Origin of the sequence: Rhodococcus sp. DK176, from assembly GCF_038447315.2 — a bacterium.
Lineage (GTDB): Bacteria > Actinomycetota > Actinomycetes > Mycobacteriales > Mycobacteriaceae > Rhodococcus_F > Rhodococcus_F jostii_A.
Genome location: NZ_CP118321.2, coordinates 6,951,056 through 6,977,285, shown reverse-complemented (window position 1 = coordinate 6,977,285; position 26,230 = coordinate 6,951,056). Strand labels below are relative to the sequence as shown.

General features: G+C 67.8%; 29 protein-coding genes. 12 read left to right on the top strand and 17 right to left on the bottom strand.

Features of this window, described 5'->3' with window-relative positions:
- Nucleotides 1–17 precede the first annotated feature (17 nt).
- The 3 genes from nirB to PSR88_RS32425 all read right to left on the bottom strand — a co-directional run bounded on the left by nirB (nucleotide 18) and on the right by PSR88_RS32425 (nucleotide 5,372).
- Nucleotides 18–2,528, bottom strand: a complete 2,511-nt coding sequence (gene nirB / locus PSR88_RS32435) for a nitrite reductase large subunit NirB (RefSeq protein ID WP_016883157.1) — start codon at nucleotides 2,526–2,528, stop codon at nucleotides 18–20.
- A gap of 52 nt (nucleotides 2,529–2,580) precedes the next feature.
- A complete protein-coding gene (locus PSR88_RS32430) occupies nucleotides 2,581–3,993 on the bottom strand; it encodes an MFS transporter (protein WP_009479568.1) in 1,413 nt (470 codons plus the stop codon).
- Nucleotides 3,994–4,124: 131 nt separating this feature from the next.
- The gene (locus PSR88_RS32425; RefSeq protein ID WP_011598287.1) at nucleotides 4,125–5,372 is read right to left on the bottom strand and encodes a CynX/NimT family MFS transporter; all 1,248 of its coding nucleotides are present in this window, start codon (nucleotides 5,370–5,372) and stop codon (nucleotides 4,125–4,127) included.
- Between the two features lie 11 nt (nucleotides 5,373–5,383).
- On the opposite strand from PSR88_RS32425, the gene PSR88_RS32420 reads away from it, so the two are divergent.
- Complete coding sequence (locus tag PSR88_RS32420; RefSeq protein ID WP_009479566.1) at nucleotides 5,384–6,049, top strand: FadR/GntR family transcriptional regulator; 666 nt, start codon at nucleotides 5,384–5,386, stop codon at nucleotides 6,047–6,049.
- Here PSR88_RS32420 and PSR88_RS32415 read toward each other — a convergent pair.
- The 3 genes from PSR88_RS32415 to PSR88_RS32405 all read right to left on the bottom strand — a co-directional run bounded on the left by PSR88_RS32415 (nucleotide 6,046) and on the right by PSR88_RS32405 (nucleotide 9,440).
- A complete protein-coding gene (locus tag PSR88_RS32415) occupies nucleotides 6,046–6,900 on the bottom strand; it encodes a TIGR02569 family protein (protein ID WP_011598286.1) in 855 nt (284 codons plus the stop codon). The two genes, PSR88_RS32420 and PSR88_RS32415, sit on opposite strands and share 4 nt — an antisense overlap.
- 81 nt (nucleotides 6,901–6,981) lie before the next feature.
- On the bottom strand, nucleotides 6,982–8,166 hold the full coding sequence (moeZ, locus tag PSR88_RS32410; protein ID WP_016883159.1) for an adenylyltransferase/sulfurtransferase MoeZ: 1,185 nt from the start codon (nucleotides 8,164–8,166) through the stop codon (nucleotides 6,982–6,984).
- A 134-nt stretch (nucleotides 8,167–8,300) separates the two neighbouring features.
- Nucleotides 8,301–9,440 (bottom strand): DUF3152 domain-containing protein, encoded by a 1,140-nt coding sequence (locus PSR88_RS32405; RefSeq protein ID WP_016883160.1) that lies wholly within the window; start codon nucleotides 9,438–9,440, stop codon nucleotides 8,301–8,303.
- Nucleotides 9,441–9,664: 224 nt separating this feature from the next.
- Between PSR88_RS32405 and PSR88_RS32400 the strand changes: the two genes are divergently transcribed.
- On the top strand, nucleotides 9,665–10,336 hold the full coding sequence (locus tag PSR88_RS32400) for a TetR/AcrR family transcriptional regulator (protein ID WP_009479561.1): 672 nt from the start codon (nucleotides 9,665–9,667) through the stop codon (nucleotides 10,334–10,336).
- Nucleotides 10,337–10,393: 57 nt separating this feature from the next.
- Here PSR88_RS32400 and PSR88_RS32395 read toward each other — a convergent pair whose 3' ends face one another.
- On the bottom strand, nucleotides 10,394–10,624 hold the full coding sequence (locus PSR88_RS32395; RefSeq protein ID WP_009479560.1) for a DUF3107 domain-containing protein: 231 nt from the start codon (nucleotides 10,622–10,624) through the stop codon (nucleotides 10,394–10,396).
- 131 nt (nucleotides 10,625–10,755) lie between these two features.
- On the bottom strand, nucleotides 10,756–11,436 hold the full coding sequence (locus PSR88_RS32390) for a ferritin-like fold-containing protein (RefSeq protein WP_009479559.1): 681 nt from the start codon (nucleotides 11,434–11,436) through the stop codon (nucleotides 10,756–10,758).
- Nucleotides 11,437–11,757: 321 nt separating this feature from the next.
- Between PSR88_RS32390 and PSR88_RS32385 the strand changes: the two genes are divergently transcribed.
- Together PSR88_RS32385 and PSR88_RS32380 are read left to right on the top strand one after the other, a co-directional pair.
- Entirely contained in the window at nucleotides 11,758–13,425 is a 1,668-nt protein-coding gene (locus PSR88_RS32385; protein WP_016883161.1) for a DEAD/DEAH box helicase, read from the top strand.
- A gap of 9 nt (nucleotides 13,426–13,434) precedes the next feature.
- Nucleotides 13,435–14,649, top strand: a complete 1,215-nt coding sequence (locus PSR88_RS32380; protein WP_011598282.1) for a hypothetical protein — start codon at nucleotides 13,435–13,437, stop codon at nucleotides 14,647–14,649.
- Between the two features lie 9 nt (nucleotides 14,650–14,658).
- On the opposite strand, the gene PSR88_RS32375 is transcribed toward PSR88_RS32380, so the two are convergent.
- Complete coding sequence (locus PSR88_RS32375; protein ID WP_016883162.1) at nucleotides 14,659–15,072, bottom strand: VOC family protein; 414 nt, start codon at nucleotides 15,070–15,072, stop codon at nucleotides 14,659–14,661.
- Between the two features lie 54 nt (nucleotides 15,073–15,126).
- A complete protein-coding gene (locus tag PSR88_RS32370) occupies nucleotides 15,127–16,113 on the bottom strand; it encodes a GlxA family transcriptional regulator (protein ID WP_016883163.1) in 987 nt (328 codons plus the stop codon).
- A 99-nt stretch (nucleotides 16,114–16,212) separates the two neighbouring features.
- Between PSR88_RS32370 and PSR88_RS32365 the strand changes: the two genes are divergently transcribed.
- Both PSR88_RS32365 and PSR88_RS32360 read left to right on the top strand, forming a co-directional pair.
- The gene (locus PSR88_RS32365) at nucleotides 16,213–17,043 is read left to right on the top strand and encodes an NAD(P)H-dependent oxidoreductase (RefSeq protein ID WP_016883164.1); all 831 of its coding nucleotides are present in this window, start codon (nucleotides 16,213–16,215) and stop codon (nucleotides 17,041–17,043) included.
- A gap of 8 nt (nucleotides 17,044–17,051) precedes the next feature.
- Complete coding sequence (locus PSR88_RS32360; protein WP_011598278.1) at nucleotides 17,052–17,882, top strand: SDR family oxidoreductase; 831 nt, start codon at nucleotides 17,052–17,054, stop codon at nucleotides 17,880–17,882.
- Here the strand turns inward: PSR88_RS32360 and PSR88_RS32355 are convergent.
- Nucleotides 17,854–18,651 (bottom strand): ParA family protein, encoded by a 798-nt coding sequence (locus PSR88_RS32355; RefSeq protein ID WP_009479551.1) that lies wholly within the window; start codon nucleotides 18,649–18,651, stop codon nucleotides 17,854–17,856. The genes PSR88_RS32360 and PSR88_RS32355 overlap by 29 nt on opposite strands.
- 69 nt (nucleotides 18,652–18,720) lie before the next feature.
- Between PSR88_RS32355 and PSR88_RS32350 the strand changes: the two genes are divergently transcribed.
- A complete protein-coding gene (locus tag PSR88_RS32350) occupies nucleotides 18,721–19,335 on the top strand; it encodes an acid phosphatase (protein WP_029539453.1) in 615 nt (204 codons plus the stop codon).
- Nucleotides 19,332–19,811 (top strand): GNAT family N-acetyltransferase, encoded by a 480-nt coding sequence (locus tag PSR88_RS32345; RefSeq protein ID WP_009479549.1) that lies wholly within the window; start codon nucleotides 19,332–19,334, stop codon nucleotides 19,809–19,811. The genes PSR88_RS32350 and PSR88_RS32345 overlap by 4 nt, the downstream gene beginning before the upstream one ends.
- Here PSR88_RS32345 and PSR88_RS32340 read toward each other — a convergent pair.
- On the bottom strand, nucleotides 19,808–20,245 hold the full coding sequence (locus tag PSR88_RS32340; RefSeq protein WP_016883166.1) for a hypothetical protein: 438 nt from the start codon (nucleotides 20,243–20,245) through the stop codon (nucleotides 19,808–19,810). The genes PSR88_RS32345 and PSR88_RS32340 overlap by 4 nt on opposite strands.
- A 76-nt stretch (nucleotides 20,246–20,321) precedes the next feature.
- On the opposite strand from PSR88_RS32340, the gene PSR88_RS32335 reads away from it, so the two are divergent.
- Nucleotides 20,322–21,278, top strand: coding sequence for a diacylglycerol/lipid kinase family protein (locus PSR88_RS32335; RefSeq protein ID WP_009479548.1), 957 nt, complete (start codon nucleotides 20,322–20,324; stop codon nucleotides 21,276–21,278).
- Between the two features lie 239 nt (nucleotides 21,279–21,517).
- Nucleotides 21,518–21,772, top strand: a complete 255-nt coding sequence (locus tag PSR88_RS32330; RefSeq protein WP_005240099.1) for a WhiB family transcriptional regulator — start codon at nucleotides 21,518–21,520, stop codon at nucleotides 21,770–21,772.
- Between the two features lie 60 nt (nucleotides 21,773–21,832).
- Here the strand turns inward: PSR88_RS32330 and PSR88_RS32325 are convergent, their stop codons facing one another.
- Nucleotides 21,833–23,335: a sensor histidine kinase gene (locus PSR88_RS32325; RefSeq protein WP_011598274.1), complete on the bottom strand. Its 1,503-nt coding sequence runs from the start codon at nucleotides 23,333–23,335 to the stop codon at nucleotides 21,833–21,835.
- A 17-nt stretch (nucleotides 23,336–23,352) separates the two neighbouring features.
- A complete protein-coding gene (locus PSR88_RS32320; RefSeq protein WP_005240095.1) occupies nucleotides 23,353–23,568 on the bottom strand; it encodes a biotin/lipoyl-binding carrier protein in 216 nt (71 codons plus the stop codon).
- A gap of 94 nt (nucleotides 23,569–23,662) precedes the next feature.
- Here PSR88_RS32320 and PSR88_RS32315 point away from each other — a divergent pair, with 94 nt between their 5' ends.
- Complete coding sequence (locus tag PSR88_RS32315; protein WP_022597109.1) at nucleotides 23,663–23,737, top strand: 50S ribosomal protein bL37; 75 nt, start codon at nucleotides 23,663–23,665, stop codon at nucleotides 23,735–23,737.
- 70 nt (nucleotides 23,738–23,807) lie between these two features.
- Here the strand turns inward: PSR88_RS32315 and rsrA are convergent, their stop codons facing one another.
- Both rsrA and PSR88_RS32305 read right to left on the bottom strand, forming a co-directional pair.
- On the bottom strand, nucleotides 23,808–24,089 hold the full coding sequence (gene rsrA / locus PSR88_RS32310) for a mycothiol system anti-sigma-R factor (RefSeq protein ID WP_009479546.1): 282 nt from the start codon (nucleotides 24,087–24,089) through the stop codon (nucleotides 23,808–23,810).
- Nucleotides 24,086–24,823 (bottom strand): sigma-70 family RNA polymerase sigma factor, encoded by a 738-nt coding sequence (locus PSR88_RS32305; protein WP_050787536.1) that lies wholly within the window; start codon nucleotides 24,821–24,823, stop codon nucleotides 24,086–24,088. The genes rsrA and PSR88_RS32305 overlap by 4 nt, the downstream gene beginning before the upstream one ends.
- 100 nt (nucleotides 24,824–24,923) lie before the next feature.
- On the opposite strand from PSR88_RS32305, the gene ybaK reads away from it, so the two are divergent.
- Nucleotides 24,924–25,418, top strand: a complete 495-nt coding sequence (gene ybaK / locus PSR88_RS32300; protein ID WP_016883168.1) for a Cys-tRNA(Pro) deacylase — start codon at nucleotides 24,924–24,926, stop codon at nucleotides 25,416–25,418.
- On the opposite strand, the gene PSR88_RS32295 is transcribed toward ybaK, so the two are convergent.
- Nucleotides 25,405–26,163, bottom strand: coding sequence for an SOS response-associated peptidase (locus PSR88_RS32295; RefSeq protein ID WP_029539454.1), 759 nt, complete (start codon nucleotides 26,161–26,163; stop codon nucleotides 25,405–25,407). The genes ybaK and PSR88_RS32295 overlap by 14 nt on opposite strands.
- Nucleotides 26,164–26,230: the final 67 nt, after the last annotated feature.

The window sequence follows — 26,230 nt, the reverse complement described above, 5'->3', positions numbered from 1 at the left end:
GCAGCGTTAAGTGGGGATTACTCCGATGTAGAAGCTGCGAATTTCGGCATTCCCATCAACACCGGGACCTTCCGGACGCCCGTGTCGTCGAACGAGACGGTCGGATCGGCTTCCTCGGGCGCGTTGACGAACGACACGAACCGCGACAGCTTCTCCGGGTCCTCGAGCACGCCCGCCCACTCGTCCTTGTATCCCAGAACGTGCTTGGCCATGGCAGCCTCGAGATCGGCGGCGATGCCCAGGCTGTCCTCGCACACCACGGCCTTGAGGTGGTCGAGCCCGCCTTCGAGGGACTCGACCCACGGCGCGGTGCGCTGGAGACGATCCGCGGTGCGGATGTAGAACATGAGGTACCGGTCGATGTAGCGGACCAGGGTCTCGTCGTCGAGCCCGCCGGCGAGCAGCTGGGCGTGCTTCGGCGACTGGCCGCCGTTGCCGCCGACGTACAGGTTCCAGCCGTTCTCGGTGGCGATGACGCCGACGTCCTTGCCGCGCGCCTCGGCGCATTCGCGGGCGCAACCCGAGACACCGAACTTGATCTTGTGCGGGGACCGCAGGCCGCGGTACCGGTTCTCGAGGTCGACCGCCATGCCGACGGAGTCCTGCACGCCGTACCGGCACCAGGTGGATCCGACGCAGCTCTTCACGGTGCGCAGCGACTTGCCGTAGGCCTGACCGGACTCCATGCCCGCGTCGACGAGACGCTTCCAGATCGCGGGCAGCTGCTCGACGCGGGCGCCGAACAGGTCGATGCGCTGACCGCCGGTGACCTTGGTGTAGAGGCCGAAGTCGCGGGCCACCTCGCCGATGACGATGAGCTGTTCGGGCGTGCATTCGCCGCCGGGCATCCGCGGCACCACCGAGTAGGTGCCGTTCTTCTGGATGTTGGCCAGGAAGTGGTCGTTCGTGTCCTGCAGGCCCGCCTGGTTACGGTGCAGGATGTGGTCCGAGTCGGTGGACGCCAGGATCGATGCGACGACGGGCTTGCAGATGTCGCAGCCCGAACCCTTCCCGTACTTCGAGATGAGCGCGGAGAACGTGCGCGTGTCGGTGACCTGCACGATCTCGAACAGCTCGGCGCGGGACTGCTCGAAGTGCTCGCACAGCGCCTTCGACATCACCACTCCGGACGACGCGAGGAGCTGCTTGATCGTCGGCAGGCAGCCGCCGCACGTCGTTCCGGCGTTGGTGCAGCTCTTGACCTGTGCGATGTCGCAGGCACCGTCGGCGATGGCGCCGCAGATCGAACCCTTGGTGACGCCGTTGCAGGAGCACACCTCGGCGTCGTCGGGCAGGGACCCGGCGCCGGGCTTCTCCCCCGCCGGCGAGATGAGCGAGGCCGGATCGCCCGGCAGTTCACGGCCGACGAGCGGGCGCAACGACGCGTATGCGGAGGCGTCGCCGACGAGGATGCCGCCGAGCAGCGTCTTCGCGTCGTCGGACACGACCAGCTTGGCGTAGGTGCCCTTGGCCGCGTCGCTGAGCACCACCTCCAGGGCGCCGGGGGTCTCAGCGTGCGCGTCGCCGAAGCTGGCGACGTCCACACCCATCAGCTTGAGCTTGGTGGACAGGTCGGCGCCCGGGAACTCCGCCGCCCCGCCGAGCAGCCGGTCCGCGACGATCTCCGCGGTGGTGTAGCCGGGAGCGACGAGGCCGTAGCACCGTCCCTCCACCGCGGCGCACTCGCCGACCGCGTAGATGCTCTCGTCCGACGTGCGGCAGCCGAGGTCCGTGATGATCCCGCCCCGCTCGGCGACCTCGAGGCCGGCGTCGCGGGCCAGCTGGTCCTGCGGCCGCACACCCGCGGAGAACACCAGCAGCGCGGCCTCGATCACCGAACCGTCGGACAGTTCGACGCTGATCCCGTCCGGACCCTCGGTGATGCCCGCGGTGCCGACACCCGTGTGGACGGTGAGACCCAGGTCGGTGACCAGGTTGGCGAGCAGCGCTCCACCGCCCTCGTCCACCTGCAGCGGCATCAGCCGGGGCGCGAACTCGACCACGTGCGGTGTCATGCCCATCAATTTGAGCGCGTTCGCGGCCTCGAGTCCGAGCAGACCACCGCCGACGACGACACCGACGGCGCCGGGACCGGCCGCGTCGGCACGCTTCCGGATGCCGTCGAGGTCGTCTAGCGTGCGGTAGACGAAGCACTCCGGCCGGTCGTGCCCGGGGATCGGCGGCACGAACGGGTACGAACCGGTGGCCATCACGAGAGCGTCGTACGCGACGACCTCGCCCGAATCGGTGGTGACCTTGCGGGACTCCCGATCGATGGTCGCGGCCCGACGGCCGATCCGGAGATCGACTTGAGCGTCGTCCGGGTAGTCGTTTCCCGCAAGCGCAAGCTCCTTGGGGTCCCACGCCCCCACGTAGGAGGACAGTCCCACCCGGTCGTACGCGGGGAGGGGCTCCTCGCAGAGCACCGTCACCGACCAGTCGTCCGACTCGTCGCGCGCACGCAACGCCTCGACGAATCGATGTCCGACCATTCCGTGCCCGATGACCACTGCTGACTTGCGGCTCATGCCGTCGCTCCTTCTAGCTGAATTACTCGAGTTCATGCGGTACTGCGCGAGGTCACGCCGAAACCGACACCTTTTCGTCGTCGCCGTCGGAGACGGTGAGCCCACGAGTGACGGACGGGCGGCGCAGGAAGACGAACCAGGTGACGAAGATGCACGCGATGTAGAAGGCGAGGAACACCCAGAACGCCATGGTCGCCGATTTCGCGGTGCCGCCGTAGGACGCGCGCAGCACCAGGTTGATGCCGACACCGCCGAGACCACCGATGGCGCCCGCGAACCCGATGAGGGCGCCGGACATCGCCCGCGACCACGCCGCCTTGGCGTCCCGGCTCAGTCCCTCGAGTCCCTGCGCCTTGGCCTCGAAGATCGACGGAATCATCTTGTAGACCGAGCCGTTGCCGATACCCGCCAGCAAGATGAGGGTGATGAAGCCGAACACGAACGCCACCAGCACTCCGGCCGTGGCCGCGCCGGGCGTGCCGTCGTCGATGGTCCCCGCGGTGACCAGCACTGCGGCGGCGAGCGCCATGGCGACGAACGTGTACAGCGTGATCTTGCCGCCGCCGATGCGGTCGGCGAGCTTGCCGCCCATCGGCCGCGCGATGGAGCCGAGCAGCGGTCCGATGAAGGCGATCTGCGCGGCGTGCAGCGCAGCCGCGGCGGGGGTGGCGCCACCGGCGAGGAAGTTGATCTGCAGCACCTGGCCGAACGCGAAGCTGAAGCCGATGAACGATCCGAACGTTCCGATGTAGAGGAAGCTGATGACCCACGAGTCGGAGAACTTCAGCGCCTTGGCCATCGACCGGAGATCGGACTTCTGGTTGCCGAGGTTGTCCATGAACAGGGCGGCGCCGACCGCGGCGACGGCAATGAACACCAGGTAGACGGCGCAGACGATCCACGGCTCCGTGTTACCCAGGGTGGCGATCACGAGCAGGCCGATCACCTGGATCATCGGGACGCCGATGTTGCCGCCGCCTGCGTTGAGGCCGAGCGCCCAGCCCTTGAGGCGCTGTGGGTAGAACGCGTTGATGTTGGTCATCGACGAGGCGAAGTTGCCGCCGCCGACGCCGGCGAGGGCGGCCACGAGAATGAACGTCGTGTAGGACGCGCCGGGGTTCATCATCAGGTACAGCGTGAACAGCGTCGGCACGAGCAGGACCAGGGCACTGAAGACCGTCCAGTTTCGGCCGCCGAAGCGGGCCGTCGCCACCGTGTACGGGATTCGCAGAATCGAGCCGACGAGGGTCGGGACCGCGACGAGGAAGAACTTGCCCGCCGCGTCGATGCCGTAGATGTCGGTCGGCATGAACAGCACCATGACCGACCAGATCGACCAGACGGAGAAGCCGACGTGCTCAGCGACTACCGACCAGATCAGGTTCCGCTTGGCGATGTCCTTGCCGCCCGCCTCCCAGGCGTCGACGTCTTCCGCGTCCCAGTGCTCGATGTAGTGCTTCTTCACCCGGGCCTCCTCGTTGTGTGGGAGACCCAAAGGTAGAAAACCGGTGTTGCGGCGGTGCTGCGGTCGGTGACCGCAGCGTCAACTGATCCTCACTTTTCAGCTGGGCCGATGTGAGGTTTCCCGCATGTTTCCTAGACGTGTCGAAGAGCGTCCTGCGGCTCCGAATCGACGTGCCAGCTGTCCTCGAGCATGCGTGGCTTGCACGCCTGGAACGCTGCGATGAGGAGGATCACCACGCCGAACGTCAAGAATCCGAACGACAGTGTCCACCCGCCGGAGGCATCGTGGAACACCCCGAACAGCAACGGGCCGAGGCACGCGACGGCGTAACCCACACCCTGGGTGAAACCGGACAGCGTCGCCGAGCCGACGTGGCTGCGCGTGCGGAGATTGATCAGTGTCAGCGACATCGGGAACGTGCTGGGCCCGAGCCCGAGCAGCACGATCCACAGGATCGGCGCGCTCATCGGGGCGAGCAGCAGTCCGCTGAAGGACACGAGGTAGCAGACCGCGCAGCCGATCACGATCGGGAACGGGTTGCGCATACGCGCGCACAGCGTCGGGGCGCCGAACGCCGCGACAAGTCCCATGAACGAGAACAGTCCCACCATGGCACCGCCGAACGCCTCACTCGCGCCGGCGTCGGACAGGATGTCGGGGATCCAGGTGAACATCGAGTACGTGATCATCGACGTCATCCCGAACATGCCGGCCATTCCCCAGCCGACGGGCGATCGCCAGGCCTTCCCGTGGGGACGGTCCGCCGGAACGTCCGCGGGCGGTTGCGCCGTCACGACAACGCGACGTCGTTCGCGGGTGAGGAGGAGGATCCACGGGACCGCCGCGACGAAGCCGAGGAGCGCCCACACGCCGATCGAGAACCGCCAGCCGAATGCCTCGGCGAGCGGGACGGCCACGAAGGCGGGCGCGATCGTGCCGATTTGCACGCCGACGATGTACACCGAGCTCATCACGGCCAGCCGGTCGGAGAAGTAACGCTTGACGAGCGGCGGAATCACCACGTTGCCGATTCCCATGCCTGCCAGCGCGAGCGCCGACAGCGCCAGCAACGACCAGGTGTCGCTCATCAGGGCTCTGGTGAGCATGCCGACCGCGGCCATCAGCATCGCGACGAGGGCGGTCCGTTCCAGGCCCCACCGCTTGGCGATGAGCGGCGTCCCCAGTCCGAACAGCGCGAACATTGCCGTCGGCACCATTCCGAACACCCCGACGACCGTCGGTGAGAATCCGATGTCCTCCCGGATCTGCGAGGCAAGTGGGGTGAACGAGGTGACCGCCAGCCTCAGGACGAGAGCCGACATGGCGATCGCACAGAAGACGAGGAGGCGGCCGCGTAGAAGAGTCACATGAGAAATCATAGGATGACAGGATGACCTTTGGAAAACCCGTGCGCCGCTCGAGTCTGATCTCACAGGTCACCGAGCAGCTGCGCGACGAGATCTGCAGTGGCCGGTGGGCGGTCGGCGCGAAGATCCCCACCGAGACCGCGCTGTCCGAACTCACCGGAACGGGACGCAACACCGTCCGCGAGGCAGTGCAGGCCCTCGTCCACACCGGCCTGCTCGAACGGCGGCAGGGATCCGGCACATACGTCGTCGCCACCTCCGACGTCGGGGGCACCCTCGGCAAGTACTTCGCAGGCGCGCACGAGCGCGACGTCACGGAACTGCGGCAGGCGCTCGACGTCACCGCCGCCGCTCTCGCCGCCCGGCGCCGCACCCCGGACGACGTCACACGCCTGCAGAGCCTCCTCGACGAGCGCTCCCGGTGCTGGGCCGAATCCGACACGGAGGCCGCCGTCGCTGCGGACATCAGTCTGCACCGCGCGATCGTCGAAGCGAGTCACAACGCGGTGTACCTGGAGTTCTACGACTCGCTACTGCCCTCGATCGCCCAGACCGTCGACCGGCACGTGCACGCGACCGGTGCAGGGTTCCACGACGAGCACGGGCGGCTGATCCAGGCGGTGGTCGACGGAGACGAGGCCGCCGCGACCGCGGCCGCCCGCGATCTGTTCGCGGAGCTGCTCACCTAGAGCAGGAGGCGTACCACGTCGGCCGTGCGGGCGAGTCCGGGAAACGCCTCCGCGGTCGAGCGTGGGTGCAGCACGTGGACGGCGAGCCTGAACAGCACCGCACGCAGGAGCATCTGCGGCCATTCGGGCAGATCTTCCCAACGTCCGATGAGGGCCTCGTCGGCCCCACCCCAGGAAATGGCATCCACCACGGCCACCGCCGCCGCCCACGACGAGGGACGCCAGTACGGAGTGATGTCGGTGATCCCGGGCGCGAGCGCCCCGGCGAACAGGACGGTGCCGAACAGGTCTCCGTGCACCAGCTGGTCCGGGCTCGTGACGGGCTTGCGCAGCGTCGCGAGTCCGGTGATCAGTTCCAGGCTCTTGCGACCGTCGGGGGACGGCGTCTCGAGCTGTTCCGCACCCTTCGCGCTGCGCAGCGGGATCTTCTCCCAGGCGGCCCGATCCGCCGCCACGAACACGTCGACCTCCGCCCACGGCGCGACCGGGGGCTGCACGAGGAACCGGGGACGGTCGAGCTGCGAGGTGGCGGCGTGGAGCCGACCCGACATCGACACGACCTCGTCGTGACGCGGTTCGGGCGTGCCCTCGATGAACGTGTCGGCGCGCCACCCGGACACCACGTACCGGCCGTCGGTGGACCGCACGGGACGCGCGAGCCGCACCCCGTCCACCTCGAGCGTCTCGCGGACCTTGGCGGACCATGCGGCGCGCGCGTGGTCGGCGACGGCTGACAGGACTACGTCTCCACAGAGCCACCCGCCGTCCCAGTCCGCACCGAGTGGGATGGGCTCGACTTCCCGGAGGCCGAACGTGGAGCACACGTGTTGAGGGGGTTGGCCTGTGCTCACGGACTCAACGCTACCGCCGGGTGGGCCGGTGGCACTGCAAGGCGCGCTGGCCCGGAGACGGCAATCATGCCGTGGCGGAGGTCAGTAGACAGGCAGGCTGGTGTCCACCTGTTTCGCCCATGCGATCACGCCGCCCTGCAGATGTGTGGCGTCGGAGAATCCCGCCTTCTTCAGCGCGGCCAGCGCCTCCGCCGACCGGACCCCGGTCTTGCAGTGCAGCACGATCGGCTTGTTCTGCGGAAGCTCCGACAGCGCCTCCCCCGACAGGATGCGGTCCTTCGGGATCAGCACGGCACCGGGCAGGTGGACGATGTCCCACTCCACCGGCTCGCGCACGTCGATCAGTTCGATCTCCTTGCCGGAATCGAGGAGATCACGCAGCTCCGTGGCCGTGATGGTCGAACCGGCCGCCGCCGCCTGACCCTCGTCGGACACCACGCCGCAGAACGCGTCGTAGTCGATCAGTTCGGTGACCGGGGTCCGCGCCGGATCCCGGCGCAACGTGATGGTGCGGTAGGTCATGTCGAGTGCGTCGTAGACCATCAGCCGTCCGAGCAGCGACTCCCCGATGCCGGTGATCAACTTGACCGCCTCGGTGGCCATGATCGAACCGATCGACGCGCAGAGCACGCCGAGCACACCGCCCTCGGCGCACGACGGCACCATTCCCGGCGGGGGCGCCTCCGGGTACAGGTCCCGGTAGTTGAGTCCGCGACCGTTCGGCGCGTCCTCCCAGAACACGGACGCCTGGCCCTCGAATCGGTAGATCGAGCCCCACACGTACGGCTTGTGCGCGAGGACGGCGGCGTCGTTGACGAGGTACCGGGTGGCGAAGTTGTCGGTGCCGTCGAGGATCAGGTCGTACTGCTCGAACAGTTCGACGGCGTTGTCGGGCTCGAGCCGGAACTCGTGCAACCGGACGTCGACGTTGTCGTTGATCTCGCGGATCGAGTCGCGCGCACTCTCTGCCTTGGGACGGCCCACGTCGGACCGGCCGTGGATCACCTGCCGCTGCAGGTTCGACATGTCGACCTCGTCGAACTCGACGATGCCGAGCGTCCCGACACCCGCCGCCGCCAGGTACAGCAGGGCGGGTGAGCCGAGGCCGCCCGCGCCGATGACGAGGACCTTCGCGTTCTTCAGGCGCTTCTGCCCCGCCATGCCGACGTCCGGGATGATCAGGTGCCTGCTGTACCGCGCCACCTCGTCGCGGGAAAGTTCGGCGTCCGGTTCCACCAGCGGCGGCAGTGCCTCGGTGGTCTTCACAGAACGGTCAAGCGACACGGTCCACTCCTGACGATTGCGCGACAGCTTCCGATACGTCGGACAGCATTGAATTCAACGCTCCGACGGGGTCCATTCTTCCCCTCCCGCCGGCAGTCGCGCGGGGCGGCCCCTGCTCACGCCCTCGGGAACGGCCACGGATTGAAATGGCAGGTCAGACCGTTCATCGGGACGATACCCTCGGGGTCGAGCTGCGCGATGTCGTTGTTGGCCGTGCCGAACGTCTGCTGCATCATCACCGGCGCGAGTCCGCCCTCGGTTTCGCACGGCTGGTGGTCCTGGTAGCCGATGGCGTGCCCGACCTCGTGGTTGATCTGGTACTGCCGGTACGACCCGATGTCGCCCTGGAACGCAATGGCCCCCCGCACCCAGCGCGGCTCGTTGAGGACGACGCGATCGATGCCGGGGTTGTAGCAGGACACCTCCAGCTGGATGTCGTAGCCGCACGCCTCACGGATGGTCATCTGCGACGTCAGCGACACCCGGAAGTCGGGGTCGCCCTGGTCGACGCGGCGGAACGCGAACCGCGGGTCCTTCGTCCAGCTCTTCGGATTCGACAGCGTCTGGTCGACCATCCGGCCGAACGACTCGTCACCGCCGAACCCGGACGTGTCGACCCCGTCCTCGATCTCGACGCTGTACGTGAATTCGCGCTCGGTGCCCTGCCCGATCTTGGTCCCGCTTCCGGGAACCACGTGCCAGGTGCCTGCGCCGACCGCCGTGAACGGGCCTCCCTCGGGCAGCGCGCCCGAGGGAAGTTCGGCGGCGAAGTTACCGTCGGCCTCCGGCGGGATCCCGATGACGCTCGAACCATCGGTGTCGCGGGACAGGGTGCCGAATCCGGGTGTGTCGGTCTCGGCCGTCGTCTCGCTGCCACTGCCGGTGTCCCGGACCGCGTCGACCACCACGAGAACGGTGACCACGAGCAGGATCGGGATCGCGTAGGCCCGCCAGCCGTAGGTGGAGACGAACCGGCCGATGCGGCTCTGCTTCCTCGCCTGCCGCTCGGGGCGCGGGTTCCGGGGCCTGCCGACGTCGCGGCTGGTCGGGTCCCATTGCGCACGGAGCGGCTGATGCGACTGCGCCTGCGGTGCCGACTGCGAAGCGCGGGGACGGACGTCACGCTGGTCGATGCTGCGCGATCGTCGCTCCCCGTCCTCGGAGCTCTGGGGAGCCCGGCCGCGAACCCGCGGTCCTCCTCGGTCAGTCACGCAGCCCAGAATCTCACAGTCCGGCACCGCCTCGTCCCAGCGCACCGTCCGCAGGTCATTCGGCGTGTCACGCAGATGCGATCCGCAACGTCGCGGCTACCCGGATCACCAGGCGCCCCCGAACCCCACAGGACCCCAGTTACCGGTCAGGCAATATCCTTGACCGGGCGAGTCCAGCGAGTCCACCATGAACGGTTCACTACGCGCGGGTATCGTTCAGACAGTTACACAGAATGTGACGCGGAATACTTGTGCAGATTGGAAGCGCTATGACTGAACTCGCGGATCGGACGAACTCCGATCGCGATGCCACGCCCGGAAAGGGCACCGGGGCCCGTCGCAGCACGCGACTCCCCCGTGACGCCCGGCGACTGCAGCTACTCGCCGCAGCCAGCGAGGTCTTCGTCACACGCGGATACCACGCTGCCGGTATGGACGAGATCGCCGAGTGCGCCGGTGTGAGCAAGCCCGTCCTCTACCAGCACTTCCCCGGCAAGCTCGAGTTGTATGTGGCGGTGCTGCAGAGCTATGTCGACAGCCTGATCTCCGGCGTCCGGCAGGCACTGCGCTCGACCACGGACAACAAGCAGCGTGTCCGCGCCGCGGTGCAGGCGTTCTTCGACTTCGTCGACAACGACTCGCAGGGCTTCCGGCTCGTGTTCGAGTCGGACCTCATGGGTGAGCCGCAGGTGCAGAGCCGCGTCGAGCAGGCCACCGAGGCGTGCGTGGACGCGGTGTTCGACCTCGTCAGCCACGACTCCGGTCTCGATCCCTACCGCGCCCGCATCCTCGCTGTCGGCCTCGTCGGCGCCAGCCAGTTCACCGCGCGGTACTGGCTCGAGGCGTCGCGCCCGATCCCGAAGGAAGAAGCGGTCGACACGACGGTCACGCTCGCGTGGGGCGGTCTGTCCCGCGTGCCGCTGCATCCCGAACAGCGCTGACACCGCGCATGGGAAAGGGCCCGCAGTCGAGTCGACTGCGGGCCCTTTCCCGTGTGTTCACTTGGTCGGAGCGAATCCGACCTTGCGGATATCGGACGGGCCGATCTCCACGTAGGCGATCTTGCTGGACTGCACGAGGTACTTGCGTCCCTTGTCGTCTTCCAGAGACAGGATCCCGTCGCCACCGGTGAGGGCGTCCGAGACCAATGTCTCGACCTCGTCCGGGGTCTGCTCGCTGCTGACGATGAGCTCACGCGGGCTGTCGATTACACCGATCTTGACCTCCACGGTCAACCTCCGAACTCTCCGAGAAACATCAGCTGTCCTGGCCAGGCTAATGCAGTGGCCGCCGCCGGTGCGCGTCTGTGGGCTGTGCCCTGAGCGAACATGCCGTCATACCAGGCACGACGGCGGTGCCGTCACACGAGACCCAGCACGGCCATGCGTTCGGCGTGCATCTCCTGCATGCGGTCGAACAGCGCGACGACGCCGTTGAGGTCGCCGGACGCGGAGATGACGAGTTCGGTGAGCGCCTCCCGCTGCGCGAGGACGAACTGTGCCTGGGTGATGGCCTCGCCGAGCAGTCGCCTGCCCCAGAGCATGAGGCGGTCCTTGTCGCGGTTGCTGGCCTTGATCGCCTGCTGTACCTCGTGGACGACGAACTCCGAGTGGCCGGTCTGCGAGAGCACCTCCTCGACCGTCCGCGACACCTCGGCGGGCAGCGAGTGCCCGATCTCGCGGTAGAAGTCGGCGGCGATCCCGTCACCGACGTAGGCCTTCACCAATGCCTCGAGCCACGTCGACGGTGTGGTGGACGCGTGGTAGTTGTTCAGGGGGCGGACGAACGGATCCATCGCTTCGAAGATGTCGAACCCACGCGCGGTCAGCGCCTTCTCGAGCATCTCGAAGTGGCCCATCTCGGCGGCGGCCATGCTGGCGAGCGCCACTTTGCCCTGCAGGGTCCGCGCCATCTGCGCGTCCTCCGACAGCCGGTAGAACGCGGAGATCTCGCCATACGCGAGGACCGCGAAGAGTTCACTGACGCCGGGGTGATCAGCGGGAATGGTGGAATCAGAGGATGCAGGCGTGTTGGGCTCCATGGCGCCACAGCCTAGTGGGTCACCCAGTGATGTTTGCCATGCGAACCGGTTGTGGGGCGTTCTCCAGCTACAATGATCGTGGGCAACCGCTCGTCACCACGTTCGCCTCCACGGAGAACGCGGTTTGAGTGATGATCGATCACGATCCGATCAGCGGTTCCCACCGATAATGTGCGCGCACCTGATCGACGGTCCCAGCCGCGCCTCGCCGAAATCTCCGATTTCAGCGCTGAGGCAGTGGCAGGATCGACTCGGAAGAGGACATCGACGAGCGTCGACTGGGAAATCGGGCCGACCAGCGGCCTGGCCCTTACCTCGTGCGTGCGTGCAGCTACGAGGAAGGCCAGTCCCCTGAGCAAGATCACTGTCGACCATGAAGACGACGCAACCGAGACCACGCTGTCTGCGCAACTCGACTCCACGCACGTCGCCCCCACTTTCGCCGAGCTCGGAGTTCGTGACGAGATCGTCCGCGCTCTCGACGAGATCGGCATCGAGCGGACGTTCGCGATCCAGGAGCTGACGCTCCCCCTCGCCCTCGCCGGCGACGACCTGATCGGTCAGGCCCGTACGGGCATGGGCAAGACGTTCGGTTTCGGCGTCCCGCTGCTCCACCGCATCTCCAGTGGCACCACCGGGACGGCCGCACTCGACGGCACTCCCCGCGCACTGGTCATCGTCCCCACCCGCGAGCTGTGCATCCAGGTCACCAAGGACCTCGAGGGCGCAGCGAAGTACCTGAAGGGCGAGAAGAACAAGCTCGAGGTCCTCGCCATCTACGGTGGCCGCCCCTACGAGACGCAGATCGCGACGCTCCAGAAGGGCGCCGACGTCGTCGTGGGCACCCCGGGCCGTCTGCTCGACCTCGCCAACCAGGGTCATCTGATCCTGGGCAAGGTCGAGGTCCTCGTTCTCGACGAGGCCGACGAGATGCTCGACCTGGGCTTCCTGCCCGACATCGAGCGAATCCTCGGAATGGTGCCGGACAAGCGCCAGACGATGCTGTTCTCGGCGACCATGCCGGGTCCGATCATCACGCTCGCCCGCACGTTCCTCACCCAGCCGACGCACATCCGCGCCGAGCAGGCCGACGACTCGGCGGTGCACGACCGGACCAGCCAGCACATCTACCGGGCGCACGCGCTGGACAAGGCGGAGATGGTGGCCCGCGTGCTGCAGGCCGAGGGCCGCGGCGCGACGATGATCTTCACCCGCACCAAGCGCACCGCCCAGAAGGTCGCCGACGATCTCGCCGAGCGCGGTTTCTCCGTCGGCTCCGTCCACGGCGACCTCAATCAGGTCGCTCGCGAGAAGGCGCTGAAGGCGTTCCGCACGGGCAAGATCGACGTGCTGGTCGCAACGGACGTCGCGGCCCGCGGTATCGACATCGACGATGTCACCCACGTCATCAACTACCAGTGCCCCGAGGACGAGAAGACGTACGTCCACCGGATCGGCCGCACCGGCCGGGCGGGCCGCACCGGCATCGCGGTGACGCTGGTGGACTGGGACGACATCCCGCGCTGGCAGCTCATCGACAAGGCTCTCGGCCTCGGCATCCCCGATCCGGCGGAGACGTACTCCAGCTCCCCGCACCTGTTCGAGGAGCTGTCGATCCCGGCCGGCACGACCGGCACGATCAAGCGCCCCCGGGTGGAGAAGGCCGAGAAGGTCACACCCGAGCGGAGCGAGAACACGGGCGCCGAGCGGAGCGAGAACACGGGCGCCGAGCGGAGCGAGAACACTGATACCGGGCAGGGCGAGAAGGCCGAGCGCACGGAGCGTCCGGCACGCACCCGCACCCGCCGCCGCACCCGTGGTGGCCGCCCCGCGGACTCCGTGGGCCCCAAGTCCGTGTCGCCGGAGCCGACGGCACCCGAGTCTGCCGCTCCGAGCGGGGACACCGACGGCGAGGGTGCCTCCAAGCCCCGCCGGCGTCGCCGCCGCCGGACCACGAAGGTCGGCGCCGCCGCGACGAACGCGGAGTAAACATCCACCGTGCTCGCACCTGAGCGGCGCTCGCGCGCCGATCACGTCGTCGCTGCCGGAATCGCCGTTGCGGTCGTGGTCGCCCTCACCGTGGTGTGGTTCCGCAGCGATGCCCGGGGCACCACCTCGGTCACCGCCGCCGAGCCGCCGCCTGCGCTCGTCACCGCCCTGATGGTTCCGGAGACGCTGCGCCCGATCTGGGACTCCGCCAGTTCCGCCACCTCCGCACCCCTCGTCGTCGGTGGTGCGGTCGTCACCGCCGACGGTGGGGACGTCGTGGGACGGGACCGGATGTCGGGTACCGAACTGTGGCGGTACGAGCGTGATCTCGACCTGTGCGGTGTGACGGCGTCGTGGGGGAAGGTCGTGGCCGTCTACCGTGACGACCGCGGCTGCTCCCAGGTCACCGAACTCGACGGCGGCACCGGCGAGCGCCTGGCGCAGCGGAGCAGCGACGCCGATTCCGATGTGACGCTGAAGGCCGACGGTACGTATGTGGCGTCCCTCGGCGACCGCCGGCTGGAATTGTGGCGCTCCGACCTCGTCCGCACCGTCGAGTACGGCCGGGTGGACGCGCCCGTGAATCCCAGGAAGCAGCCGCGTAGCGGATGCACGCTGATCGACGTCGGTTCGAGCAGCAGCAGACTGTCTGTTCTGGAGCGCTGCCCCGGCGAGGTGGCCGATCGTCTGACGGTCATGAACCCGTCGCCGAAGGACAATCAGGAACCCGAGGAGTACGGGTCGAGCGTCTTGGCGGGGGTGGATGCCGGCGTCGAGGGCGCCCGCATCCTCGGGGTGTCCGGCGAGACCACGGCCGTCTACCTACCCGCGGGCCCGTCGCACGGACCGCGGATCGGCCTGTTCGACGGCACCGGCAACGCCGTGTCCGAATACGCGCTCACCCTCGGGGTCGGCCCGAATCCCGTCACGTCGACGAGCAGTTCGGTGGTCACCTGGTGGACCGGTTCGGACGTGGTGTCGCTCGGCGCCTCCGATCTCGCACCGCACTGGATTTTCCCCGGCGCTCTCGGCCCGGGAGCGGTGATGGCCGGAAACCTGCTGGTTCCGGTGGAATCCGGCATCGCCGTGCTCGACCTGTCGACCGGCGCGTTGCTTCGCACGATTCCGGTGACGCGTGATGCCGCGGCGGGGCCGATCCTCACGACGGTGGCCGGCGACGTCGTCCTCGAACAGCGCGGCGATGCTGTCGTGGCGCTGCGCTGAGGTCGCCCCTCACGCAGGTTCGGCGAATACCACGAGATAGCCGTCGAGGTCGCGGATCCAGATCTCGCGATGTCCTGCATTGGGATTGACGTGCACGTCCGTGACCACGTCGGCACCCGCCTCACGCACCCGCGCGACGGTGCCGTCGAAGTCGGGGGTCTCGAACCAGATCGCCACCCCGTTTCCCCGCGGGAGCGAAGGATCGCCGAGGGGGCCGTGGTGGTGGCCCTCGTCGAGCCGGTGCAGTTGCAGGATCATGTGCCCGTCGACGAGGAGTTGCTCGTAGTCCCGTCCGCCGTGGCCGCGGCGCGCGTCCAGGACCTTCCGGTACCACTCGCCTGCGCGTTCGACGTCGTCGACGGCGAGGAGCGGCTGAGCCCGCATCGTCAGGGTGTTGCTTCGAGGCGTATCCGAGACTGTCATGGCCCCGACGTTAGCGCCGTGCTCTCCCCCGCACTTGGACGAATGAGCATGCCGTCAACGGAAAGTGGCGCGGTACGCGGACGGTGAGACGCCGACCGTGCGCGAGAGGTGTTGTCGCAGAGACGTCGCGGTGCCGAATCCCGCGGCCGCCGCCACGTCGTCCACCGGCAGGTCGGTGTTCTCGAGCAGTTCGCGGGCGCGGATGATCCGCTGTTCGAGAATCCACTGCGTCGGCGACATCCCCGTCTCGGCCCGGAATCGCCGGGTGAACGTGCGCACGCTCATCGACTCCCACGCGGCCAGCTCCCGCAGCGACAGCGGTTGATCGAGATGCGACAGCGCCCGGGCTCGCGCTCGCGCCGTGGACACACCGTCGGCGTCCGGGACGGGTTCGGTGATGAACTGCGCCTGACCACCGCTGCGATGAGGCGGCACGACCGTCCCCCGCGCCACCTCGTTGGCCACCGACGCACCGTGGTCGAGACGAATCATGTACAGGCACAGGTCGATTCCGGACGCGACGCCGGCGGCGGTGAGCACGGCTCCGTCGTGCGTGTAGAGCACGCCGGGGTCCAGGTGCACGTCCGGGTACAGCCGCCGGAACGCGTCCGCCGACTTCCAGTGCGTCGTGGCACGCCGGTCCTCGAGAAGGCCTGCCGCGGCGAGAACGAACGAACCCGTGCAGATCGATGCGACCCGAGTGCCCGGGCGAATGTGCGCGAGGGCGTCCGCGAGGTGACGGGGCAGGCGCCCGTCCTCCGGCGGGTCGTAGTCCTGATCGGACGCCGGGATCACGACGGTGTCGGCTGTGCCGAGCAGTGCCGGGCCGTGCTCGACCGTGATCGTCACGTCGGTGTCGGTCCGGACGGCGCCGGGTGTGAGGGTGCACGTGAGGACCTCGTACAGCGGTTCACCCTCCCGCGATCGCGCCTCACCGAGCAGTCGGTGGACGATTCCGAACTCGATCGGGAGCAGACCGTCGCGCACGAACACGACCACGCGATGACGACGCAGCGTCCGCTTGCCTCTCGAATCGGACATGGCCCGATTGTTTCATATATCGTCCCACCGGCCACTGTCGCGGCCACCGCAACGCGTCCATGATCGGAGAGGTCAGGACGACCGAGCGGAAGGCGAACCATGAAGATCCTGTGGGTATCGGCACATCCCGAACCGAAGTCCCTGAACGCAGCACTCCGCAGCGACGCCCTCGCGGCACTGCGCGGGGCCGGCCACGACATCCGGACATCGGACCTGTACGCGATGCGATGGAACCCGGTGGTGACAGCAGACGATTTCGGACACAACCCCCACCGCCGCCTCCTCGTCGGCGCGCGGTCGGGTCAGGCCCTGACCGAGGGCGCCCTGGCCCCCGACATCCGCGCCGAGCAACGCAAACTCGCGTGGGCCGACGCGGTGGTCGTGCAGTTCCCGTTGTGGTGGTACGGCATGCCCGCGATCCTCAAGGGCTGGTTCGACCGGGTCTTCGTCGAGGGTTACGGCTACGGACTGCGCCGCGAGGACGGCTCCACCCGGCGGTACGGCGACGGAACCCTGGCCGGCAAGCGGGCGATGACGGTCGTCAGTTTCGGCGGCAGCGCCGACAGCGCAGGCCCACGCGGGATCAACGGCCAGATGGACGAGGTCCTGTTCCCGATCCACCACGGAATCTTCTGGTACACGGGGATGTCCGTATTGCCACCGGTCCTTATCGACAGCGCGGACCGGTTGCCCGCCGAGCACTACCCCGGTGTCGCGGCCCGGCTGATCGATCGCCTGTCCGGCCTGTTCACCGACGCGCCGTTGCCTTTCCGCTCCCAGAACGGCGGCGACTACGACGCCCGGTTCGTGCTGCACGAGGACCGGGCGCCCGGCGTCACGGGACTACGCGCCCACTATGCCGACGCGGATTCCGGCACATGCGAATCGGAGGCCGAAGTCCGCATCACCGCGATCTGCAACGTGTTCTAATTCACGGCATGGCAACCTACGTGATCACCGGCGCCGCCTCGGGTATCGGGGCGGCGAGCCGCCGCACACTCGAGTCCGGCGGTCATACCGTCATCGGAGTCGACCTCGCACACACCGACGTGACCGCCGACCTGTCGACCCCCGGCGGACGAACCGCGGCGGCCGACGCCGTGACCGAGGCGAGCGGCGGCGTCGTGGACGGTCTCGTCTGCTGCGCCGGACTCGGGTCGCTGTCGCACGTCCCGGGCGGCACACTCGTCGCGGTCAACTATTTCGGGGCCGTGGAACTCGTGACCGCACTGAAGCCCGCCCTCGAGCGCGCGGGCGGCGCCTCGGTGGTGGTGATCTCGTCGAGCAGCACCACCACGCAGCCGGGGATTCCCGAGAATCTGGTGACCGCGTGCCTCGACGGTGACGAGGCGGAGGCGGTGCGCATCGGCGACCAGGTGACCGCCATCCCGGCATACCCGGCGTCCAAGCTCGCACTGGCCTGGTGGATTCGGCGTGAAGCGGTACGGCCCGAGTGGATCGGCAGCGGCATACGACTGAACGCGATCGCGCCGGGCATGATCGACACACCGATGACCAGCGGGGACGACCTCGACCCCGAACTGGCGAAGGCGCTGGACTTCTATCCGGTCCCGCTGGGCAGGCGCGGACGCCCGGACGAGATCGCCACGCTCGTCGAGTTCCTGCTCGGACCGGGGTCGACACTGTTCTGCGGCAGCGTCGTCTTCGCCGACGGGGGCACGGACGCCCAGTTACGCCAACAGGATTGGCCCGCCGCGTGGAATCCGACGCCGGAAGAACTTACTCGGCACTTCCAGGCGAAAATGTAGCCAGCTCGGATCCCGCCCAGTGCTTGGCGAGGTTCTCGGCCAGGTCCCGGTACGCCTGGGCACCCTTGTTCTTCCGCCCCGCCAGCACCGTGGCACCCGACGCCGTCGCCTCCGCGAATCGCACCGTCCGCGGAATCGGCGGAGCGAGGACCGGCAGGTTGTAGCGGTCGGACACGTCGGAGAGTACGTCTCTGCTGTGCGTCGTGCGGGCGTCGTACAGCGTCGGCAGCGCTCCGAGCAGCACCAGGTCGGGGTTGGTGATCTGCTGCACCTCGGTGACCGTCCTCAGCAACTGCCCCACACCCCGGTGGGCGAGCGTCTCGCACTGCAGCGGCACCAGTACCGACTGCGCCGCCGTGAGCCCGTTGAGCGTGAGCACACCGAGCGACGGCGGGCAGTCGATGATGATCGTGTCGTAGTCGTCCAGCAGCGGCGCCAGAGCGCGCTTGAGAGCGAACTCACGACCGGGACGCATGAGCAGCAACGCTTCCGCGCCCGCGAGGTCGATCGTCGCGGGCAGAAGGGCGACACCGTCCTCGGTGTCGATCACGGCCTCCTGCGCCGTCAGATCACCCGTCAGCACCTCGTGGACGGAGGCGTCCAGGCGGTCCGGGTTGTGCCCGAGGGAGAACGTCAGACATCCCTGCGGGTCGAGATCCACCACCAGAACCTTCTGGCCCAGCCCGACGAGGGCTGCGCCGAGAGAAGCGACCGTGGTGGTCTTCGCGACCCCACCCTTCTGATTTGCCACTGCAAGAACCGTTGTCACGGCTCGATCCTTACCTACTTCGTCCCCGGAGGCGAGCCATACACGCAGATTGACTGACATGATGGATGGATGCCACCCAGTGATTCGCCGCGCGGCCGTCGGATCGTCCTCCTCCGACACGGCGAAACGGAATGGGCCCGTTGGGGTAAACACACCGGTCGGACCGACGTTCACCTCACCGAACTGGGTGAAGCCCAGGCGCGGCGGGTGGGCCCGGCGATGGACGCCCTCGAACTGCGCGACCCCCTCGTCATCGTCAGTCCGCGGCAACGCGCCCAGGAGACGGCGGAGCTGGCGGGATTGAAGATCCAGCGCACCTGGGACGCACTCGCCGAATGGGATTACGGGATCTACGAGGGCATGACGACTCCCGAGATCAGGCAGCAGGTGCCGGACTGGACCGTGTGGACGCATCCGTGCCCTCGCGGCGAACAGGCCGAGCAGGTGCACACCCGGTGCGACCTCGTACTGTCCGTCGCGCATTCGCAACTCGTCGACCGCGACGTGATCCTCGTCGGGCACGGCCACTTCTCGCGGGCGCTCATCGCCCGCTGGGCGGAGCTTCCCATCAGCGAGGGGCGCCGGTTCGCGATGTCGCCGGGCGCGTATTCCGTCCTCGGCTTCGAGCACGGGGCGCAACAGGTGGTCAGCCACAACGTCACAAGCGAGGAAGGTGCCCGATGATCCGACGCGCAGTACCCGAGGACGTCTCCGCGATCACCGCGATGATCTACGAACTCGCCGAACATCAGCGGGCCCGCGACGAGTGCACCGTCACCGCCGACCAGATCGACGACGCGCTGTTCGGCCCGCAGCCATCCACGTTCGCCCACGTCGCGGTGAACGACGACGACCGGGTCGTCGGGATCGCGGTGTGGTTCCGCAACTTCTCCACCTGGGACGGAACACACGGCATCTACCTCGAGGACCTGTTCGTCAGCCCGTCCGAGCGCGGCGCCGGGCACGGCAAGGCCCTGCTCGCCACACTCGCGAAGGAGTGCGTCGACAACGGCTACACCCGACTGTCGTGGTCGGTGGTCAACTGGAACAAGCCGTCGATCGCGTTCTACGAGTCGCTGGACGCGCACCCGCAGGACGAGTGGACCACTTACCGGCTGACCGGGGAGCCGCTCGGCCGCCTCGCGTCCGAGGTGGGCTAGCGGTCCGACGGGTTGTCGTTGTCGGCCTCCTGGCCGTACTCGGCAGCCATCCACTTCGACGTGGGACTGCTGAACAGGCACCCGAGGGCCGCCACGACGACGACGCCGAGCAGCACACCGAAGAACGGCTGGTGCGAATCGGTGAGCAGCGACCACGCCACCGGAAGCAGGAGAAGTTGGGCGACGATCGCGATCGCCCGCCCCCAGCGCCGGCCGAAGATCAGCGCGAGCCCGGCGGCCAGCACGGCGCCACCGAGAATCGCGAACCAGGCTGCGGTGCCGTATCCACTGCTGACGCTCTGGTCGTGCCCGAGCACTCCCCTGATGACCAGCACCACGGCGACACCGACCGCCACCGCGCCCTCGAGCGACACCAGGGCGCCCGCCGCGCGGACCGTGGTGGGCGTGGACTTGCTGAGAGACGGCTTCGGCACGTCGGCCAGCCTAGAACACCCCGTCGCCGGCGGCCTCGGATGGTGACACGTGCCGCCCCCGCTAGGCTTGGGCCCCGTGCGCGCGCTGCTGATCGTCAACCCCAATGCCACATCGACGACTCCGGCCGGGCGTGATCTCCTCGCCCACGCGCTGTCGAGCCGGGTGCGGTTGACGGTCGCGCACACGACACACCGCGGTCACGCCGCGGAACTGGCGCAGCAGGCCTGCGTGGACGGGATGGGCCTGATCATCGTCCACGGCGGCGACGGCACCGTGAACGAGGTGGTCAACGGACTGCTCGGCACCCCGGCACCGAAGTCGATGAGCGCCGTGACGGTGGGGCCGATTCCCCCGATCGCCGTCGTCCCCGGTGGGTCGGCGAACGTGTTCGCCCGCTCGCTCGGCATCGCGCCCGACCCGGTGGACGCCACCAACCAGCTCATCGATCTCCTCGCCCGCAGGCAGCGGCGCCGGATCGGGCTCGCGCACTGCGACAGCCGCTGGTTCACGTTCAACGCCGGTCTCGGCTGGGACGCCCAGGTGTGTGAGGCGGTCGACATGCACCGCAAGAACGGGCGGCCGGCCACACCGGCGCAATATGTCCGCGCGGCGGTGCGCGTGTTCTTCCGATCGAAATACGCCGAGCCGACCCTCACCGTCGAGGTCCCCGATCGCGATCCCGTCGAGGGCGTTCACTACGCATTCGTGTCGAACGCGAGTCCCTGGACGTATCTGAACAAGCGGGAGGTCCACACGAATCCCGACACCACCTACGACACCGGCCTCGGCGTCTTCGCGATGCGGTCCACCGCGATTCTCACCACGCTGCGGGTGGCCCGCCAGCTGTTGACCCCCGGAACCCGTCCGAAGGCGAAGAAGCTGGTCCGGGTCGACGACGTGCCGTCCGTGCGGATATCCGCGTCGGAGCCCATCGGACTGCAGATGGACGGCGACTACATCGGACTGCGCAAAGTCGTCGAGTTCGTGTCGGTGCCCGAGGCGCTGGATGTCGTCGCGCCGGCGCGACCCTGAGCAATTCTCGAGAATTGCCGTTTTCACCTAGCGGGAAGTGCCTGCACCGGGTACAAAGGACGGCGCACCTCGAAGGGCAGCCTAAGAACGTGAGCTCCCCCACGGTGCGGCGGTTTTCTATTGACATCCCGCCAGTTCGTGAAAGCATTCACAAGCAACAGTGCGGAAACATTCTCTACGCACACATGAACTCATGAAGACGAAACGGTGCATTACGCACCCAGTTAAGGAGCAGAAGGATGGACTGGCGCCACAAGGCAATCTGTCGCGACGAAGACCCCGAGTTGTTCTTCCCTGTGGGAAACAGCGGTCCGGCTCTCGCGCAGATTGCTGATGCCAAGGTTGTCTGCAACCGCTGCCCGGTGACCGCCGAATGCCTCTCGTGGGCACTCGAGTCGGGCCAGGACGCCGGTGTGTGGGGCGGCATGAGCGAAGACGAGCGACGCGCACTCAAGCGCCGCAACGCTCGGACGCGTGCCCGCACCACCGTCTGATACTTCAGAAGGAGACGGGCCCGGCACCACATGGTGCCGGGCCTTTTGCTTGCCCGCCGATCAGTACCGCGGCCCACGACGGCCCAGCGGTACGCGTAACACGGCATCCGTTCCACCCTCCGGCCCGGGGTGCAGCCCGAGGGAACCGTTCAGCTCGGCGGCCACCAGAGTCCGGACGATCTGCAGACCGAGACGGTCGGACCGCTCGAGGCTGAAACCGGGCGGCAATCCCCTGCCGTCGTCGTGGATCACGACGTCCAGCCACCGCGCAGAACGCTCGGCCCTCATGGTGACCGTGCCCGGAGCGCCGGGTTCGAAGGCATGCTCGATCGCGTTCTGCACGAGTTCGGTCAGCACCATCACCAGCGGCGTGGCCCGCTCCGCGGAGAACACCCCGAAGCTGCCCTCCCGGCGGACCTTGATCGGCGTACTCACCGTCGCCACATCGGACAGGATCGGCACCAGACGGTCGACGACCTCGTCGAGGTTCACTTCCTCGTCCACCGACATCGACAACGTGTCGTGCACGAGGGCGATCGACGTGACGCGGCGCACCGATTCGCTCAACGCCTGCCGGGCTTCCTCGTTGTTGGTGCGGCGGGCCTGCAGTCGCAGGAGCGCCGCCACGGTCTGCAGATTGTTCTTCACCCGGTGATGGATCTCGCGGATCGTCGCATCCTTGCTGAGCAGGGCGCGATCCCGCCTCTTCACCTCGGTGACGTCCCGCACGACGACGGCGGCGCCGACGCGCTTCCCGCCGGGTTTGAGGACCAGCGCCCGGAGCAGGACGGTCGCTCCCCTGGCCTCGATCTCCATGCGGCGGCCCGGCTTGTCGGCGATGGTGTCGCGGATGTACCCGGCGACCTCCTGCGACTCGAACGGATCCGTGACGAGCGACCGCGTGGTGGCCGCCAGGTTCTGGCCGATCAGGTCCGAGCTGAGACCCATCCGGTGATAGGCCGACAGCGCATTGGGACTCGCGTAGACGACGCGGCCGTCGGTGTCGAGGCGGATGAAGCCGTCGCCGGCGCGAGGACTCGAGTTGGTATCCGACCGGGCCTCCCGGATCGGGAAGGTGCCGTCGCTGATCATCTGGCACAGATCCTCGGCGCAGTCGAGATACGCGACCTCGAGCGGGCTCTGCGCCCGCTGGTGCGACAGGTTGGTGTCCCGGCTCAAGACCGCGATCACTTCGCCGTTCCACCGCACCGGGACCGCTTCCCGGCGCGGCGGCAGACCGGCGTGCCCGCCGCCGTCCTCGGGTCGCACGACGCGGCCCTCGAGCAGCGCCTGCAGCACCTGCGGATGTTCCGACTCCGACACGACGGTCCCGACGACGTCCTCCGGGAAGGCGGTCGACGCGGTGGTGGGCCTGCAGTGCGCGACGCAGATCACGGTGCCGGTCGGGTTGGTGGCCGCGGAATCCGTTCCGACCCAGAGCAGAACGTCCGCGAAGGAGAGGTCGGCGAGCAACTGCCATTCACCCACGACGCGCTGGAGATGATCGACGGCCTCGCCGGGAAGGTCGGTGTGTTCGGCGAGCAGGTCGCTCAGTGTGGACATCGTCGGTGGCTGTCAGCTCAGGAGATCACTGCGATCAGGTCGCCCTGCTGGATCACGTCGCCGACCTTGACGTCCACGGAGGTGACCGTGCCGGGTTCTTCGGCGATGACGGGGATCTCCATCTTCATCGACTCGAGGATGACGAGGGTGTCGCCCTCCTTCACCTCGTCGCCCGCGCTCACCACAACCTGATACACCGTCGAAACCATTTCGGCGCGCACGTCTTCTGCCATTGTGATCCTTCACTCCCGGGTGTCGAGAAAGCCCTGTTGCAAGGACACCCAACCACACGTGGAAGACTGTGGTGAAAAGAAGGGAGATCTACTCATGGGTAAGCGTGGTCGTAAGAAGCGCAGTCGCAAGGGCAACGCCGCAAACCACGGCAAGCGTCCCAACGCCTGACGCGCCGTAGAACGCACCAGGGGCCGGAAAGCAGCGATGCTTTCCGGCCCCTGATTGCTGTTCTGACGAGTTATGCGTCGGGTTCGGTGTTCGTGATGAGGATCGTCCGCCGTAACTCTATGGAGAGCCTCTGACGGAGGCTTTCCGGTGCGTGCTCCCCGCCGCACTTGCGGTTCACGAGAGACTTCACCTTCTCCTCGATGCCGTACGCCTCGAGGCACGACCCGCACTCGTCGAGGTGCCTCTGCAGCCGCGCCCGCGACGCCGCGTCGCATTCACGGTCCAGCATCAGCCAGACGTCCGCGATGACGGCGGAGCAGTCGAGCTGCTCGAATTCGTCCTGCTCGCTCACCGAGAAACCTCCTGTTCCGCGCTCACTACACTGTCGCCGGGCACGTCGTCGGTGCCCCCACGGTTGAATCCACGTTCGCGTGCGACGTCGGCGAGCAGACCCCGGAGCTGCTTGCGCCCGCGGTGCAGTCGCGACATCACGGTCCCGATCGGGGTGCCCATGATCTCGGCGATCTCCTTGTAGGGGAATCCCTCGACGTCGGCGTAGTAGACGGCCATCCGGAACTCCTCCGGCAGGGCCTGGAGTGCCTCCTTGATGTCGTCGTCGGGCAGCGCGTCCAGGGCCTCGACCTCGGCGGATCGCAGCCCGGTCGACGAATGTTCCGCCGTCGCCGCCAGCTGCCAGTCGGTGATCTCGTCGGTGGGGTACTGCGCGGGCTGGCGCTGCTTCTTGCGGTACGAGTTGATGTATGTGTTCGTGAGAATCCGGTACAGCCACGCCTTGAGGTTGGTGCCCTCACGGAACGAACGGAACGCCGTGTAGGCCTTCACGTACGTTTCCTGCACGAGGTCCTCGGCGTCCGCCGGGTTCCTGGTCATCCTCAGAGCAGCGCCGTACAACTGATCCAGAAGTGGGAGCGCGTCCCTTTCGAAACGCGCGATCAACTCGTCCTGTGGCTCGGCCTGGTCTGCCGTCGGACGGTCATGTTCCTGCACGCTGATCCCTTCGGTCGCCGTGGGCGTCAACGTTACCGCCAACTGCAGACGCGACGTGGGCTCCATCACCGAGGACATCACGATACGGACCACTCCCTTCGATGCACTCTGTTCTTCTGCAGGTACCAACACGCCTCCCGTCCGCTGTGTTCCCGACCGCGTGGCAGAGTGTCTGTCCATGGCCGGAACTGCCACTCCCGCGACGAAGCTGCTCGCGAAACACCGCATCGACCACACCGTGCACAGCTACGCGCACGATGCGCGGGCGGAATCGTACGGTTCGGAGGCCGTCGACGCCCTGGGCGAGACGGTCGGCGTCACCGCCCATCAGGTGTTCAAGACGCTGGTGATCAAACTCGACACCGGCAAGCTCGCGGTGGCGGTCGTGCCGGTGCCGGAGAAACTGTCGCTGAAGGCGGCGGCCGCGGCGCTGGGCGCGGGCAAGGCCGTGATGGCGGACCGTACCGAGGCGGAGCGCTCCACCGGGTACGTCTTCGGGGGCATCTCACCGCTCGGGCAGCGCAAGGCACTCCCGACCGTCGTCGACGAGTCGGCGCTCGACTGGGACCGGGTGCTGTGCAGCGCGGGCAGGCGCGGACTCGAGATCGAACTCGCGCCCGCCGACCTGGTGCGGCTCAGCGGAGCCGTCACCGCGGCGGTCACAGCAGGCTGATCTGCTCCCCCACCTGAGCCTCGTCACGACCGGCGGCATCGGGGTCGAGGAGTTCCGGCCCGTTGTTCTTCACGCTGTTGACCAGCGTGGACACCCGCCGGACGGTGATGTCGGCGATGGCGTCGGGTGACACCTCGAGCAGATCCGTCGACGCGGGATGCTCGGGATCGAGCCACGCGGACCAGCGGTCGCGGGGCATCACCAGCGGCATCCGGTCGTGCACGTTCTCGAGCTGGGCGGCGGAGTCGACCGTGATGATGCTGCAGCTCAGGACCGGGTGCGACTCCGCGACCGCGGGATCGTGCCACACCGACCACAGCCCGGCCATGTACAGGCGCGAGCCGTCCTCCGGCGACATGTAGTACGGGATCTTTTTCGCCTTACCCGACTTCTTCCCCGCGGCCGCCGCATCGACCTCGGTCTGCCACTCGTACCAGCCGTCCATCGGAACGAGGCAGCGCTTGTATTTGAACGCGTTCCGGAATGCCGGTTTGTTGTCGACCGAATCCGCTCGCGCGTTGAACAGCACCGGCCCCTTGCCGAGCTCCTTCGTCCACGACGGCACGAGCCCCCACCGCATCCGCCGGATCCGCCGGGCGTCGTGACGGTCGACCACCGTCAGGACCTGCGTGGTGGGCGCCACGTTGTAGTCGGGCGGACTCTCCTCCTCGCCCGCCTCGTTGATCGCATCGAGGTCGGCGGCGAGTGTCGCCGGATTCGCAGTGGTCGCATACCTGCCGCACATGCCCACCAGAGTGGCACGAACCACCGACACCCGCGACACGCCGCCCACCCCGCCCGGCGACCCGCCC

Excerpts from the sequence above, each read along its gene's own strand:
- nirB (WP_016883157.1), bottom strand. The coding sequence starts at position 2,528 with ATGAGCCGCAAGTCAGCAGTGGTCATCGGGCACGGAATGGTCGGACAT.
- PSR88_RS32305 (WP_050787536.1), bottom strand. The coding sequence starts at position 24,823 with ATGTCCTCGGTGATGGAGCCCACGTCGCGTCTGCAGTTGGCGGTAACG.
- PSR88_RS32350 (WP_029539453.1), top strand. The coding sequence starts at position 18,721 with ATGCCACCCAGTGATTCGCCGCGCGGCCGTCGGATCGTCCTCCTCCGA.
- ybaK (WP_016883168.1), top strand. The coding sequence starts at position 24,924 with ATGGCCGGAACTGCCACTCCCGCGACGAAGCTGCTCGCGAAACACCGC.
- PSR88_RS32345 (WP_009479549.1), top strand. The coding sequence starts at position 19,332 with ATGATCCGACGCGCAGTACCCGAGGACGTCTCCGCGATCACCGCGATG.
- PSR88_RS32360 (WP_011598278.1), top strand. The coding sequence starts at position 17,052 with ATGGCAACCTACGTGATCACCGGCGCCGCCTCGGGTATCGGGGCGGCG.
- PSR88_RS32325 (WP_011598274.1), bottom strand. The coding sequence starts at position 23,335 with ATGTCCACACTGAGCGACCTGCTCGCCGAACACACCGACCTTCCCGGC.
- PSR88_RS32295 (WP_029539454.1), bottom strand. The coding sequence starts at position 26,163 with ATGTGCGGCAGGTATGCGACCACTGCGAATCCGGCGACACTCGCCGCC.
- PSR88_RS32420 (WP_009479566.1), top strand. The coding sequence starts at position 5,384 with ATGACCTTTGGAAAACCCGTGCGCCGCTCGAGTCTGATCTCACAGGTC.
- PSR88_RS32400 (WP_009479561.1), top strand. The coding sequence starts at position 9,665 with ATGACTGAACTCGCGGATCGGACGAACTCCGATCGCGATGCCACGCCC.
- PSR88_RS32320 (WP_005240095.1), bottom strand. The coding sequence starts at position 23,568 with ATGGCAGAAGACGTGCGCGCCGAAATGGTTTCGACGGTGTATCAGGTT.
- PSR88_RS32375 (WP_016883162.1), bottom strand. The coding sequence starts at position 15,072 with ATGACAGTCTCGGATACGCCTCGAAGCAACACCCTGACGATGCGGGCT.
- PSR88_RS32330 (WP_005240099.1), top strand. The coding sequence starts at position 21,518 with ATGGACTGGCGCCACAAGGCAATCTGTCGCGACGAAGACCCCGAGTTG.
- PSR88_RS32370 (WP_016883163.1), bottom strand. The coding sequence starts at position 16,113 with ATGTCCGATTCGAGAGGCAAGCGGACGCTGCGTCGTCATCGCGTGGTC.
- PSR88_RS32365 (WP_016883164.1), top strand. The coding sequence starts at position 16,213 with ATGAAGATCCTGTGGGTATCGGCACATCCCGAACCGAAGTCCCTGAAC.
- PSR88_RS32425 (WP_011598287.1), bottom strand. The coding sequence starts at position 5,372 with ATGATTTCTCATGTGACTCTTCTACGCGGCCGCCTCCTCGTCTTCTGT.
- PSR88_RS32390 (WP_009479559.1), bottom strand. The coding sequence starts at position 11,436 with ATGGAGCCCAACACGCCTGCATCCTCTGATTCCACCATTCCCGCTGAT.